The sequence below is a fragment of the Nocardioides albus genome, from assembly GCF_014648255.1.
Classification (GTDB): domain Bacteria; phylum Actinomycetota; class Actinomycetes; order Propionibacteriales; family Nocardioidaceae; genus Nocardioides; species Nocardioides albus.
Genome location: NZ_BMQT01000019.1, coordinates 13,523 through 27,245 on the forward strand (window position 1 = coordinate 13,523; position 13,723 = coordinate 27,245).

A 13,723-nucleotide genomic window follows, 5' to 3' on the forward strand; every position below is an offset into this window, starting at 1 on the left:
GTTGGCTCGGCCGGTGATCGCCCCGATGCATGATGACGAGCTGATGATCGACGAGCACCTGGTGCGGTCCCTGCTGAGGCGGGACCTGGCGGCGTACGCAGACCTTCCCCTACGTCCGCTGACCTCGACCGGGTCGACCAACCGGCTCTTCCGCCTGGGTGAGGAGTGGCTCGCACGCCTCCCCCGCCAACCGGGTGGATCGGCCGCGATCACGCAGGAGGCGCGTTGGCTGCCGGAGCTCGCGGCCAGCGTCCCCGTCGCGACGCCCGAGGTGCTGACGGTCGGCGAGCCCGGCTTCGGCTACCCCGAACGTTGGAGCGTCGTACGCTGGATCGAGGGCGAGAAGCCGCGCCCCGGCGCAGGCGATGTGACCGCCGAAGATCTTGCCGAGGCGGTGACCGGACTTTGCCGCACCGCTGTTCCCGACGAGGCGATCTCCGACCCCGAGCTGCGCTGGTATCGCGGTCAGCCGATCGCCGACTTCGACTCCGACTTTCGGTCCTCGACCGTCGAGCTCCGGAAGATCCTCGACCTCGACGACGACACCTGGCTTCGCGCACGTGCGTGGGCGCTGTTCATCGCCGTGATGACCTTTCCGTACTACTGGGAGACGATGCGCGGGCGGTGCGCCGACAGGCTTGTGATGGCTCGGGGGCGGTGGCGGGGTGAGCGGGGTCTGGATGCTCGCTGGCCGCTGGCGGGTGTGGTTGCTGGAGGTGTGTCCGATTGGTCTCGTGTCTGGGTTCCAGCACGGGTGGGGCCAATACGGTGTCTGGGTTGGGAGATTTACAAGACAGGGTGCCTGGGCTGGGTGCCATGTGGGTGTCTTGCGGGCTTCCAGCAGCGGTCTGGGTTCTCGCTGGGATATCTGTCCCTGATTGAGTTCTCGGTCGTTTTCGCTGGTTTCAGTTTGCTACGCATGGTAGGCTCGGCGCAGGCGTGAACGTGAAGGCCGACCACCTCAGACTGAGGCGTGCCACTCACCCGGGACACATCGGGCGTGGGGTAATCCAGGGGAACCAGGGGCGTGAGCGCCGAGCTGCGAGGGTAAGTAATAGCCCGTATCTGGCGGGCCTCCGGGACCAGCGAACCAAGACAGATCTGCATGTGGGCAGATCCTTTGAGTTCGTACGTCCGGAGGTGACCATCGATGACCGCGCTGCAGCAGCCCCAGCACCCTGTGCTGGGCGCGGTGGTCGCGATCACCACCTGCCTGGAGCAGGTAGCGGACGCGAACCCCACGTTCATGGCCACCGACCAGAAGGCCGCGGCTCTCCTGGAGATCGCCCGGGCCAAGGCCCAGTTGGCCGAGCTCGAACTGCGGGTGCTCGCGGCTGCTGACGATGTCGCTGCCGAGACTGCGGCTCGTGATGTCGCGGCGTGGCTGCATCACCACACCCACCAACGCCCCGAGGACCTGCGCGCCGACCAGCGGCTCGCAACAGCGTTGGACCGGACCTATCACCAGGTTGCTGCGGCGATGCGTGCCGGAGTCTGCAACCCGGCCCAGGCCACCGTGATCGTCGCTGCCCTCGACGACCTACCCACCGACCTGGACCCTGAGATCAAGACGATGGCCGAGGAGGCCCTGGTCGGGTACGCCACCGAGCTCGACCCCACCCAGCTGCGGCGCCTGGGCCGTCGGATCCTGGATGTCATCGCTCCGGAGATCGCTGAGGCCGAAGAGGCCAAACGGCTCGCGGCCGAGGAGGCCCACGCCCGCAAGAAGACCCGGCTCACCATGCGACGCCTCGGCGACGGCACCACCCGCATCACTACGGTGGTCCCGGACGCGACCGCGGACCGGCTCGCCACCAACCTGGAGGCCTTCGCCTCACCCCGCCGTGATGACGGGACCCGGACCGAGACCGGCGACTACCTGCCCTACGCCCGTCGCCTGGGTCGCGCGTTCTGCCAGCTACTGGAGACCCTGGACCCTGCCCAGTTGCCGATCCATGGCGGGGACGCCACCACGGTGATCATCACGATCGGTCTCGACCAGCTCCGCAGCGAGACCGGGATCGGCGAGATCGTGGGCGGCAGCCCGATCACCGCAGCCGAAGCCCGACGGCTGGCCTGCACTGCGGGCATCATCCCGGCCGTTCTCGGTGGTCCCTCTGAGGTCTTGGACTTCGGTCGCAAAGAACGTTTCTTCCAAGCAGCCCAGCGCCGTGCCCTCCTGCTGCGGTCAGCAACCTGTGAGGCCGAAGGGTGTGACATCCCCGGGACCTGGGCCGAGGCCCACCACTGGCTCGCCTGGGCCCAAGGCGGCACGACTGATCTCGACAACGCTGCCCTGCTCTGCAGCCATCACCACCACCGCGCTCACGACAACGCCTACGCCCGTGAACGCTTACCTAACGGCGACATCCGCTTCACTCGACGCAGATAGGCCCGCCACGCCCAACGACCCACCCTGCGGGAGGCCGCTCGTACACGGCCAGCCTCATCGTCGCCCAAATCAGACGGCGGCGACCACTAGTCGTGCGCACTCATACGCGCCGATATGGGTTCGACACGAACGGCATGGTGAGGCAGTGCCGACCGAAGCCAGCCGAGGACCAGCAGGGCGACAACGAGCAAGACAGCGATGATCACCCAGGGGACCCAGCTCGCAACTGCCAGCAGCGATGTCAGCCCGGGCCCGACAACCTGCGCGATCGAGAAGGGGTATTGGAAGACTGCGAGGAACCTGCCCTTGTGACTCTTCGGCGCGGTGGCTTCGACCATGGCCGCGAGCCTGGCCATCGGCACCACGTTCGCGAAGGCGATCAGGACGGCCAGCACCAGGACTGTTGCAGTGCGGACACCGGACGGCAGGTGGACCGCGGCGGCGCTGACTAGTGCCCATACGAGAAACAGGACGACCGCGATCATCTGTGTGGTGATCCTGGTGTATCGATCGGTCAAGCGAACGGCGACGCTCCCGAACACACTGCTGAACACGGTGAGCAGCGCGACGCCGAAGCCGATCACCCACGGGTCCATCCCGAGGTAGTCGGTGACGTATATGGCGTTGCCGCTGAGAAAGAAGTCGATGGGCAGCGTCGAACAGAATGCGACCACCATCAGCCCGATGAAGGGTCGCGAGGAGAGTACGCGCGCAGGTGCCGTATCCGCCCCCGGCGCGTCCCGTCCGGCAGGTCGCCTCTGACCGTGGACGCCGAGCGACAGCAGAGACAGCGCGAGGATGAGCGTCACCCCGTTGAAGGCCACGCCGGCACGCATCCAGGCGGGGTCGCCGAGTGACGCGAGCGCCCCGCCAGCGAGTGCGCCCAGGCCGAAGCTCGCCCCGCGAACGCGGGTCACCATCGCGAACGCGTGGTCCTTGGGACCGTCCTCGACCACATCGGCGACGAGCGCACTCATCGAGCTGTAGAACAGCTGTAGGCCTGCTGCTGAGAGGACGATCCCTGCAGTGGCCATCACTGGGCCATCGGCCCCGAAGAAGGTCGCCATCCCAATGGCTTGGATCCCTTGGGACCCGATCACCAACACCCTCGGGCCAACCGAGTCGACACCGCGTGAGGCAAGCGCCGGCACGGCGAGGCCGACGACCGAGCCGCCGGCAACGAGGACACCGGCAACGCCCACGTCTATTCCGACGACCCGGACCAGGTAGAGCATCGTGATCGGAAGGACGAGCCCGGATCCGAAGTTGTCGATCCCCAACGCCACGAGCAACGTCCGAAAGCTCCGGCCAGCGCGGTGCTCCACGTCCGTCTCCTACCGTACAGCGGATGGCTCTAGCTGCGGCCCTTGAGCCGGGAGCGGAGGACGAGCCGGGCCGCCGGGCCGAGGTCCTCGATGACCTCGACGAGCGCGCCGAGCTGCTCGAGGGAGGTGAAGGCCGAGTCGGCGCCGGGGCGGTCGACGCCGTCGTACATGAGCAGGCCGACGAATGCTGCGCTGATCGCGCGCGAGAGGCCGGGGGCGTCCACGACGTCCTCGACCGGGCTTCCCTTCAACGCACGTGCGACCGCGGCCTCGATCTCACCGTTCCACCGGCCCAACGCGTAGCGCGCCGTCTCAGCCAGCGTCTCGTCCCGCTGCGCGCCGGCCAGGAGCTGGGCCATCACCGTGATGTTGCCCGCGGCCCGCTCGCGCTCGTGAAGAACCCGTCCGAGCTCCAGCAGCTCGCGCAGCGAGGTCACCTCCGCGAACTCGTCTCGGTAGGACGCTGCCGCATCGTCCGTCGCCGCCCGGCACGCCTGGTCGACGAGGTCCGTGACGGTGCCGAAGTGGTAGAAGACCAGCGCCTGGTTGACGTCCGCACGGGTCGCTATCGCCCGCGCCGACAGCCCCGCGATCCCGTCCTCCTTGAGCAGGTCGGTCACGGCCAGCATCAGCTTGGCCTTGGTGGGGTTCATTCTGCGGCGGGCTCCTCGGCAATGAGCTGGTTGAAGACGATCAGCACTCCGCCGAGTATGCCCCCACAGACGAGTCCCACCAGCACGGACATGGCGATGATGTCCGACTCCGACGCCCCGTCGTGAGAAAGGCAGGATAAGACGCCCCCGACAGCGCAGATCAGACCCAATGCAGGGGCCGAAAGCACCACTACCCGCAGCGGGATCCGTACGCGCCGCGTCACTGCCACTCCGAACCAGGACGACGCCGCCCCAGACACCGCCGCGATGCCCAGCAGCGGCGCGATGTCCTCCCATCCGGTCTCGGACGCCCCGCCCGCGAAGATTCTCGAGCAGGCCAAGGCAGCGGTCATCGCAAAGCCCACCAGGCCGGGCCAGATGCGGTCGACGACCGCCGACGACGGGAACAGCACCACGGGGGCGACCAGTGGCGCCTCCACCAGCCCGATGACGGCCCCGACTATGCCGCCATATCAAGCCCCAGCGAGCGCCCCGCCGATCGGTATCACCGCGTTACCCACGCATCCTCCGACGACGACACCGAGCACGATTCCGAAGAACCACCACCGGCAGAACGCCCAGAACACCGACCACAACCGATCTGCCACGCACGCCTCCCGCATCCCGACTTTGAGCGTTTGCTCAAAAACAGCATAACAGTATTGAGCGATCGCTCAAATAGTCGTAGGGTCGCTTCCATGAAGGTCGTCATCCCCGGTGGAACCGGGCAGGTCGGAGGCATCCTGCGGCGCGCTTGGAGCGCGCGAGGACATGAGGTGGTGGTGCTCTCCCGCCAACCCGAACAGCTGGAGGAAGGCGTACGCCACCGCGTCTGGGATGGCCGGACGATCGGTCCGTGGACTGACGAGATCGACGGCGCGGACGTCGTGGTGAACCTCGCGGGCCGGTCGGTCAGCTGCCGCTACACCGACGCCAACCTGAAGCAGATGATGGATTCGCGCATCGAGTCGACCAGGGTCGTCGGGGAGGCGATCGCCCAGGCCTCGACTCCCCCGCCCACGTGGCTGCAGATGAGCACCGCGACGATCTACGCACACCGTTTCGACGCACCCAACGACGAGGCGAGCGGCATCATCGGCGGCAACGAGCCGGACACCCCCGCCTACTGGGAGTACTCGACACGGATCGCCAAGCGCTGGGAAGCCGAGCAGGCCGCGGCGGCGACGCCGCGCACCCGCAAGGTCGCACTCCGCTCGGCGATGGTGATGAGCCCTGACAAGGGCGGCGTACTCGACGTCCTTCTCACCATGGCTCGCCTCGGTCTCGGCGGCCCCGTCGCCGGCGGCAACCAGTTCGTCTCCTGGATCCATGAGACCGACTTCGTACGCGCCTGCAATCTGCTCATCGAGCGCGAAGACATCTCCGGACCGGTGAACCTGACCGCCCCAGGGCCGCTGCCTCAGCGCGACCTGATGCGCACGCTGCGGAAGGAGGCCGGGGTGCCGACCGGGTTGCCCGCGACCCGCTGGATGGCGGAGATCGGCGCGTGGGCGCTGCGTACGGACACCGAGCTGCTCCTCAAGAGCCGTCGCGTCGTCCCGGGGAGGTTGCTGGAGGCGGGCTTCGAGTTCGAGTACGCCGACTGGACCTCCGCCGCCCACGACCTGGTCGGCCGGGCGCGGCAGCGAAACCAGTCGCATCGCCCGGCCGGATCGGCCACGATGAAGAGGTGACCCGTGCGACCTGGCAACCCCGCCCCGACGACGCCGAGACCCTGAGGCGGTTCTTCGGCAAGGACGGGCGCCTGCTGACGATCCCGTCCAAGCACGTGAAGAAGCTGGTGGTGCTCAATCAGCTCGCGCAGGCCTTCGAGCCCGGGAAGGTCTATCCCGAGAGCGAGGTCAACGAGATCCTGCGGCAGTTCCACGACGACGTCGCCGCGCTGCGCCGCTACCTCCACGAAGAGGGGTTCATGATGCGCGAGGGCGGCTTCTACTGGCGCGACGGCGGCAGTGTGGAGATCTGATCCTGCGCAGCTCTCGGGGATCGGGCATGATCGCCCGCATGACGATGCCGGACCACTCGGGCCAGCCAGCGCCCGGACAGCCGCCCGCGGGGTGGATCGACCTGACCATCCAGGGCAGCCACATGACCTCGAACATGATCGTGCCGACGGTGATGCTCAACGGCTACCAGATGCCGACGCAGTACGGCCGCAACGTCTTCCCGGTGCCGCCGGGACGGTGGACGGTCGACATGTACACCCAGTGGACCTGGAAGTTCGGCAAGGCGTCCCTGAGCTTCGACGTCGCCGATGGCCAGACCGTTCCGGTGTTCTACGCCGCGCCCGCCACGACGTTCCAGAAGGGCGCGATCGGGCACGTCAAGCAGAAGAAGCCCGGCGTGCTCGCGCTGATCGCCGTCCTGGCGGTCCTCGTGCTCGTCATCGTCGGGATCGTGGCGCTGACGATCTGAGGAGGGGTGGGGGGACGTAGCACCGGCCAGGGCCCGAGTGTCGGTGGTCACCGATAGCGTCAGCAGTGTGACCACCACCGAATCACGCGGCCGACGCCAAGCCCGGGGCGGCCGACAGGGCTATGCGGTCCTCGACGTCGAGACCACCGGGCTCGATCCCTACCGCGACCGCGTGATCCAGGTGGCGATCCGCCAGATCGCTGCCGACGGCACCGCCGAGTCGGAGTGGGAGAGCCTGGTCAACCCCGGCGCGGGCGTCGACCCGGGGCCCGTCGAGATCCACGGGCTGAGTAGCGCCGACCTCGCCGACGCCCCGCCGTTTCGAGATGTCGCTCCCCTGATCGCCGAGCGCCTCGCCGGCCGCGTCTTCGTCGCCCACAACGCCGCGTTCGACTGGGCGTTCGTGGCTGTGGAGTCGGACCGTGCAGGCGTGCGGCTCGAGGTCCTGGAGTGGCTGTGCACGATGAGGTTCGCGAAGGCGCTCGCGCTGGAGGTTCCCGACAAGTCGCTGGCCACGATCGCCGCCTACTACGCGGTGGAGCAGCTGCAGGCGCACGACGCCGGCGACGACACCCGGGTAGCCGCGGAGATCCTGCTGCGCGAGCTGGCCGACGCCGACCGAGCCGGTGTCATGCTGCCCCTGGTGGAGTGCAACAGCGCGCGACACCGGTTCAAGCGGACCCTGCGCCGCTGGTTCAGCAGTTTCCGGCGTCGCTGAGAGATCGGCCCGGAATCGAGAGCATTTCCGACAGAAATGCAACCGGAGACCCCCGTTCGGACATCAGTAGATCATCGGCGCTTCTATGTTGAAGGGCCAAGATCTGGAGCGAGGCGATGACGATGGTCAACCGGGGAATGATCGTAGGGGCGCTCATCGCGCTGCTGGCAACCACATTCACGGCGTGCGCCACGGAGCCGGCCTCCGCGCCTGCCCCCGATGCGGCGGCCTCACCGGCCGCGGTCTCCTCGGCCAGCCCCTCGGCATCGCCGAGCGCTGCCCCGACGACGACACCGACCCCCACCCCCAGCGCCAAGCCCACCCCCGAGCCGAAACCGTCCCCGACCTCAGGCCCGCGGCTGCTCGGCCAGGGCGACAGCAGCGATGACGTACGTGAGCTCCAGGCGCGCCTGAAGCAGATCGGGTGGTTCAACGCGGGCGTGACCGGTTTCTACGGCGACGTCACGGCCGAGGCCGTCTCCGGCTTCCAGGGCAAGCGCGGCATCGCGGTCACCGGTTTGGTGGACCAGACCACCCTCGACCGGCTCCACGCGATGACTCGCGAGCCGACCGAGGCCGAGCTGACCGATGCCCCGCCGCCGGCGCCCACGGGCAAGCTCGATCCGCGCTGCCTGACGGGTCGGGTGATGTGCATCGACAAGTCGACCTCGATGCTGCGCTGGGTCGTCGGCGGGACCGTACAGATGAGCGTCGAGGTGCGGTTCGGTTCGCAGGAGCTGCCGACCCGCGAGGGCCAGTTCTCGGTCTTCGCCAAGAGCCGCGACCACGTCTCCTCGATCTACAAGACCCCGATGCCGTTCGCGATGTTCTTCTCCGGCGGCCAGGCGGTCCACTACTCCCCCGACTTCGCCGCCAACGGCTACAACGGCGCCTCGCACGGCTGTGTGAACGTCCGCGACCACGGCGCCATCACCTCGCTCTACGACCAGGTCGGCATCGGTGACGCGGTGGTCATCTACTGGTCCTGATCAGCGCCGTGTGCGGTCGTCCGGCCCTCGGGCACGATTGAGGAGGCGTACGTCCCGGGTCTTAGGCTTGAGCCATGAAGGCGCTGCTCCTGGAGAACATCCATCCCGTCGCTGTCGAGAACCTCGAGAAGGCCGGCTTCGAGGTCGAGCTGCGTAGCAAGTCGCTGTCCGAGGACGAGCTGGTGGCCGCTCTCCCGGGTGTCACGCTCCTCGGCATCCGGTCCAACACCCACATCACCCCGCGAGTCCTCGACGCAGCCACCGACCTCAGGGCGATCGGCTGCTTCTGCATCGGCACCAACCAGGTCGACCTGGCCGCGGCCGCCGAGCACGGCGTGGCCGTCTTCAACGCCCCCTACTCCAACACCCGCTCGGTCGTCGAGCTGGTCATCGGCTACATCATCTCCCTGGCGCGGCGTCTGCCGGAGAAGACCGAGAAGATGCACGCCGGCGTCTGGGACAAGTCCGCGAAGGGCTCCCACGAGGTCCGCGGCCGCACGCTCGGCATCATCGGCTACGGCAACATCGGCACCCAGCTGTCCAACGTCGCCGAGGCGCTGGGCTTCTACGTCATCTTCTACGACATCGCCGACCGGCTGGCCCACGGCAACGCGCGCCGGATGAAGTCCCTCGACGCGCTCCTGGAGGAGGCCGACGTGGTCTCCATCCACATCGACGGGCGCCCGGGCAACCTGGGCATGTTCGGCGAGGAGCAGTTCGCGAAGATGAAGCCGCGCTCGCTGTTCATCAACGCCGCGCGCGGCTTCCTGGTCGACAACGACGCGCTGCGCAAGCACATCGAGTCCGGCCACATCGCCGGTGCTGCGCTCGACGTCTTCCCGATCGAGCCCAAGGCCCAGGGCGACGCCTTCGAGAGCCCGCTGCAGGGTCTCGACAACGTCATCCTGACCCCGCACGTCGGTGGTTCCACCCAGGAGGCCCAGGAGGAGATCGGCTGGTTCGTCTCCGGCAAGCTGCGCGACTTCATCCGCTCGGGCTCGACCGCGCTGAGCGTCAACCTGCCCGCCGTCCAGCCGCCCCCGCTGGGTGCGGGCGCTCGCCTCGCGCTGCTGCACGACAGCGTCCCGGGTGTGCTCGCCGAGCTCAACAACCTGCTCGCCGCCGAGGGCGTCAACGTGACCGGCCAATACCTCGCCACCGCCGGCGAGACCGGCTTCGTGGTCACCGATGTGACCGACATCCCTCCGACGACGCTGGTGAAGATCGAGGGCAACCCGCACACCCGGTGGGTGCGCACCTACCAGGTCTGACGCTAGCGTTCTGGCTCATGGAACTCCCTCAACATTGGCCGCTGCCCGAAGCGACCGACCTTCTCGGTGAGATTCTGGCAGCGTACGACGAGCCGACCCGCCGCTATCACGACCGCCGGCACCTCGCCGAGGTGCTGGAGAGGATCGAGGAGCTGCGGGACGAGGGTGAGCGCTTCGACCCGTTGACGGTCACCCTGGCGGCGTTCTTCCACGACTCGGTCTACGACGGGGAGCGGGACGCCGAGGAGCGTTCAGCCACCTGGGCGGAGGACGCGCTGAGCGCCTACCTGGATGACGACGCGGTAGCCGAGGTCGCCCGCCTGGTGCGGCTGACCGAGACCCACGACCCCGCCGACGACGACCTCGGCGGCCGGGTGCTCTCCGATGCAGACCTGGCGATCCTGGCGGCCCCGGCGGAGCGGTATGCGGAGTACGTCGCGACCGTTCGCGAGGAGTACCAGCACCTCTCCGACGAGGAGTTCCGCGTCGGCCGCTCCCAGGTCCTGGAGCGGCTCCTCGAGAAGAAGTCGCTCTTCTCCACACCCTTCGCCCGAATCAGCTGGGAGGACGCCGCCCGGGCCAACCTCGCGGCCGAGATGGAGACGCTCACCACATAACTGTCGCCTGATCAATAACAATTGGTGGCGGATGCCATCTCGGTGACAGAATTCGTCGGTGAGCTTCCAGACGTACGCCGATCTGTGGCGGATTCCCGATGTTCGCCGCATCCTCGTGCTGGGTCTGTTCCTCCGGATCCCGATGCCGGCGTCCGCTGTGATCGTGACCCTCCACGTGGTCGGTCCCCTGGACCGCTCGTACGCCGAGGCCGGCCTGGTCTCCACGGTCCTGGCGATCGCGATGGCGATCTCCGCGCCCTGGCTCGGTCGACTCCTCGACCGCCTCGGCCTGCGACGTACGCTCCTGCTGCCGCTGGCCGTCCTGCCGATCGCCTGGTCGATCGCTCCTTGGGTCGGCTACCTTCCGCTGCTCGCGCTGGTCGCCGTCGCCGGCCTCTTCACCGTCCCGTCCTTCTCGATCGTGCGCCAGGTGATGCTCCGCTCGGTCGGTCCCGGACAGCGCACCGCGGCACTCAGCGCCGACGCGATCATGACCGAGCTCGGCTTCATGGCCGGGCCGGTCATCGGCGTCCTCGGCGCCAGCTACTTCGGCACGTCCTGGGCGATGCTGATGATCCAGTGGCTCGGTATCGCAGCCGCCGTCGTGCTGTGGCTGATCAACCCGAGGATCACCGAGGGCGACCCGGCCATCCCGAGCGACGCGGTCCCGAGCGACGCGGCCACGAGCGATGCCGGCACGCCGAAGAGCCGCTTCGGCCCGCCGTCGTGGCTGAACCCGGGCGTCGCGCTGCTCCTTGCCGGCACCTTCACCGCCTCGCTCATCCTGATCGCCGAGGATCTCGGCACCGTGGCCGCCATGCGCGACTTCGAGCGCACCGCCCTGCTCGGTCTCGTGATGGCGATCTGGGCGCTCGGCTCGCTGCTCGGCGCACTCATCTACGGCGCCCTCAACAGCCACCCCTCGACCGCGGTGATGCTCGTCCTGCTGGGGGCCACGACGGTGCTGACCGCGTTCGCCTGGGACCCGATCTCCTTCACCGTCCTGCTCCTGCTCAGCGGCTTCTTCTGCGCGCCGACCCTGACCGCGGCGCTCGAGGCGATCACCAGCAACGTCCCCTCGTCCGTACGCGGCGAGGTCATGGGCTGGCACGGCTCGGCCATCACCCTTGGCAGCGCCGTCGGCGCCCCCACCGCGGGATTCGCCATCGACCTGATCGGCTGGCAGGGCGGCTTCGTCCTCGGCGGCGGTCTCGGCCTGCTCATCGCGGCAGGCATCTGGCTCACCACCCGACGGATGTCCAACCCCGCGGAGGCGTCGCTCCCGCCGGGCGAGAAGTCACCCGCGCCGGCCGAGTAGTCACCCCCGTCGGCCGAGAAGTCGCTCCCGTCGGCCGAGTGGTCGTCGTGGTGCCATCTCGACCGACGTACGTGACGCCTCGACCGACCGGGGTGACGCCTCGGCCGACCGGGGTGACGCCTCGGCCGACCGGGGTGACGTCTCGGCCTAGCGGGGTTTGCGGCGGCGCAGGCCGGCGGCGAGGAGGGCGGAGACCAACACCCGCGAGGTGACCTCGACGGCGCCGGCGGAGACCATCGCGTCGTAGGCCTCGGCCGGTACGTCGTAGTGGTCGCGGTCGAAGCCGCGAGCGGGGATGCCCATCCGGCTCGCGAAGGCGTGCAGCTCCTCGTAGGAGGTGTCGCTGGCAAGGTGCGACCACATCCGGCCGCGGCTGGGTACGTTCGGCGGGTCGATGAGGATCACACCGAGGATTGTCCGCGATCAACAGCGATCGCGCATGGCGGCTCCTTGACCGGTGGGCAAGAATGGTCGGTGATGAACACGACAGTGCTGTTCGAGGCTCGGGCGAGGGTGCTCCACGACCTCGATGCCCGCGGACTCGCCGGCGCCGCCGCCGTCTCCGCCCTCGAGGACGCGATGACCGAGCGTGGCTGGTGGGTGGAGCAGTGGCCGGAGGGCAAGGCGTACGTCGCGGGCCTGGTCGCCCAGGACGTCCAGGACCTGCTCTTCGACGGCGGGGCCTCCGCGCGCTGGCCGGTGTGCACCACGTGTCCGCCCGAGTCGCCGGTCCACTCGCTGCACATCACGCCCGACCTGGGCGGCCCGGACCCGATCTGGGTCTGCGAGGAGAGTGGCGACGTCGTCGCCCCGCTGGGCGATCTCTGAGCCCGACCCGCCGGCATCGGCGGCAGCGTCAGGACGGTCCGAGCTGCAGGTGCAGCGCGTAGCGGTCGGCCCGATAGACCGAGCGGCACACCTCGACGTAACGGTCCCCCGCGACCGACTTCCGCTGCCTGCGGAGCACGGGCACACCGACCGAGAGGCCGAGCAGCGTGGCCTCCTCGATGTTGGCGACGTCAGCGCGGAACGTGTCGTCGACCCACGAGGGTCGCAACCGGCGGCTGGCCAGCTCCGCGTAAAGACTAGGCGGAGTGGCGCGTTCGAGCAGATCGGGCACGATCGTCTCGTCGAGGTAGACGTCCTCGATGCAGATCGGCACACCGTCGCCACGACGCAGCCGGCGCCAGTGCACCACGGCCGCACCTTCCTCGATCGCCAGGGCGCGGGCGATCGTCGGCCCCGCCTTCTCCCGGCCGAGCAGCAGCGTCTCCGAGGATGCCTGCATCCCTCGGCGAGCCATCTCCTCGCTGAACCCGAGCACCGGGCTCGCGGCTCGCGGCGGACGCGCCACGAAGGTCCCCCGGCCCGGGATCCGGACCAGCAGTCCGTCGGCGACGAGCGCGTCGAGCGCCTGCCGCACGGTGGCTCTGGCGACACTGAACTTCTGGACCAGCTCACGCTCGGAAGGAGCCGATGCACCCGGGCTCTCCCCGATGACCAGCTCCCGGACGTACTCCCTGATCTGGACGTGCTTGAGCGAACGCTCACCCTCGACCGGCCGGACCATGAGCCGAGCGTAGGTGTACGCCTCGCGTACGTCCCCGGTTTCGTCAAGTTGTGACATTGCATCGAGATGAGGCTGACCAGGTGCAACGAAACTCGTGTGATGTCTCGGGACATCAGTGACAGTTCCGTATCAGGACATCGGTGACGGTTGGTGTGTCAGGACTTTGGTGACGGTTCGGGGTTGTTGGGGCGTGGTCCGCGGGGTCTGCCGTTGCCGACGTAGGTCACTTCGGGGGCTGGTCGGGTGTGCTCGATGAGGATCTCGCCTTGTAGGTCGGCGACGGTGATCTTGTCGCCGGTCGCGTCGCCGTCGGTGATGACCAAGACGTGTTGGAAGCCGTGCTGTCCGCCGACCATGTAGGTGACCCGGCCCAGTTTCAGGGCGCCGTTGCTGGCCAACTTCTTCACGCTGGTGCCGGGAGGCAGGTCCTCGGG

General features: G+C 68.4%; 17 protein-coding genes. 11 read left to right on the plus strand and 6 right to left on the minus strand.

The features are described from left to right. The first annotated feature begins 13 nt into the window (after positions 1–13). Positions 14–943, plus strand: coding sequence for a phosphotransferase (locus IEY84_RS26235; protein WP_183544441.1), 930 nt, complete (start codon positions 14–16; stop codon positions 941–943). A 207-nt stretch (positions 944–1,150) separates the two neighbouring features. Beyond that, complete coding sequence (locus IEY84_RS26240) at positions 1,151–2,392, plus strand: HNH endonuclease signature motif containing protein (RefSeq protein ID WP_183544443.1); 1,242 nt, start codon at positions 1,151–1,153, stop codon at positions 2,390–2,392. A gap of 86 nt (positions 2,393–2,478) precedes the next feature. Here the strand turns inward: IEY84_RS26240 and IEY84_RS26245 are convergent, their stop codons facing one another. The 3 genes from IEY84_RS26245 to IEY84_RS26255 are packed head-to-tail and all read right to left on the minus strand — an operon-like array spanning position 2,479 to position 4,810. Next, positions 2,479–3,717 carry an MFS transporter gene (locus IEY84_RS26245; protein ID WP_183544445.1) on the minus strand — a complete coding sequence of 413 codons (1,239 nt, stop codon included), beginning with the start codon at positions 3,715–3,717 and terminating at the stop codon, positions 2,479–2,481. Positions 3,718–3,746: 29 nt separating this feature from the next. Beyond that, the gene (locus IEY84_RS26250; RefSeq protein ID WP_183544447.1) at positions 3,747–4,370 is read right to left on the minus strand and encodes a TetR/AcrR family transcriptional regulator; all 624 of its coding nucleotides are present in this window, start codon (positions 4,368–4,370) and stop codon (positions 3,747–3,749) included. Next, a complete protein-coding gene (locus tag IEY84_RS26255; protein ID WP_183544449.1) occupies positions 4,367–4,810 on the minus strand; it encodes a hypothetical protein in 444 nt (147 codons plus the stop codon). Before IEY84_RS26255 ends, IEY84_RS26250 begins: the two co-directional genes overlap by 4 nt. 258 nt (positions 4,811–5,068) lie before the next feature. On the opposite strand from IEY84_RS26255, the gene IEY84_RS26260 reads away from it, so the two are divergent. From IEY84_RS26260 to IEY84_RS26295, 8 genes are all read left to right on the plus strand, one after another. Beyond that, the gene (locus tag IEY84_RS26260) at positions 5,069–6,064 is read left to right on the plus strand and encodes a TIGR01777 family oxidoreductase (RefSeq protein ID WP_183544452.1); all 996 of its coding nucleotides are present in this window, start codon (positions 5,069–5,071) and stop codon (positions 6,062–6,064) included. Continuing rightward, entirely contained in the window at positions 6,061–6,357 is a 297-nt protein-coding gene (locus tag IEY84_RS26265) for a DUF2087 domain-containing protein (protein WP_183544454.1), read from the plus strand. The genes IEY84_RS26260 and IEY84_RS26265 overlap by 4 nt, the downstream gene beginning before the upstream one ends. Positions 6,358–6,383: 26 nt before the next feature. Next, positions 6,384–6,806: a hypothetical protein gene (locus IEY84_RS26270; RefSeq protein WP_183544455.1), complete on the plus strand. Its 423-nt coding sequence runs from the start codon at positions 6,384–6,386 to the stop codon at positions 6,804–6,806. Positions 6,807–6,873: 67 nt separating this feature from the next. Then, positions 6,874–7,524, plus strand: coding sequence for an exonuclease domain-containing protein (locus IEY84_RS26275; RefSeq protein ID WP_183544456.1), 651 nt, complete (start codon positions 6,874–6,876; stop codon positions 7,522–7,524). A 116-nt stretch (positions 7,525–7,640) separates the two neighbouring features. Beyond that, positions 7,641–8,513 carry a L,D-transpeptidase family protein gene (locus IEY84_RS26280; RefSeq protein ID WP_183544457.1) on the plus strand — a complete coding sequence of 291 codons (873 nt, stop codon included), beginning with the start codon at positions 7,641–7,643 and terminating at the stop codon, positions 8,511–8,513. 74 nt (positions 8,514–8,587) lie between these two features. Further along, positions 8,588–9,784, plus strand: a complete 1,197-nt coding sequence (gene serA, locus IEY84_RS26285; protein ID WP_183544458.1) for a phosphoglycerate dehydrogenase — start codon at positions 8,588–8,590, stop codon at positions 9,782–9,784. Between the two features lie 17 nt (positions 9,785–9,801). Next, entirely contained in the window at positions 9,802–10,401 is a 600-nt protein-coding gene (locus tag IEY84_RS26290) for an HD domain-containing protein (RefSeq protein ID WP_221208645.1), read from the plus strand. A gap of 58 nt (positions 10,402–10,459) precedes the next feature. Beyond that, entirely contained in the window at positions 10,460–11,719 is a 1,260-nt protein-coding gene (locus IEY84_RS26295; RefSeq protein ID WP_183544461.1) for an MFS transporter, read from the plus strand. A 147-nt stretch (positions 11,720–11,866) separates the two neighbouring features. On the opposite strand, the gene IEY84_RS26300 is transcribed toward IEY84_RS26295, so the two are convergent. Further along, a complete protein-coding gene (locus IEY84_RS26300) occupies positions 11,867–12,124 on the minus strand; it encodes a DUF4031 domain-containing protein (RefSeq protein WP_183544463.1) in 258 nt (85 codons plus the stop codon). Between the two features lie 72 nt (positions 12,125–12,196). Here IEY84_RS26300 and IEY84_RS26305 point away from each other — a divergent pair, with 72 nt between their 5' ends. Further along, positions 12,197–12,547 carry a DUF8819 family protein gene (locus IEY84_RS26305; RefSeq protein WP_183544465.1) on the plus strand — a complete coding sequence of 117 codons (351 nt, stop codon included), beginning with the start codon at positions 12,197–12,199 and terminating at the stop codon, positions 12,545–12,547. Between the two features lie 28 nt (positions 12,548–12,575). On the opposite strand, the gene IEY84_RS26310 is transcribed toward IEY84_RS26305, so the two are convergent. Next, on the minus strand, positions 12,576–13,346 hold the full coding sequence (locus tag IEY84_RS26310; RefSeq protein ID WP_229789040.1) for a GntR family transcriptional regulator: 771 nt from the start codon (positions 13,344–13,346) through the stop codon (positions 12,576–12,578). A 98-nt stretch (positions 13,347–13,444) separates the two neighbouring features. Further along, on the minus strand, positions 13,445–13,723 hold a 279-nt coding region (locus IEY84_RS26315), incomplete at its 5' end, for a hypothetical protein (RefSeq protein ID WP_229788638.1).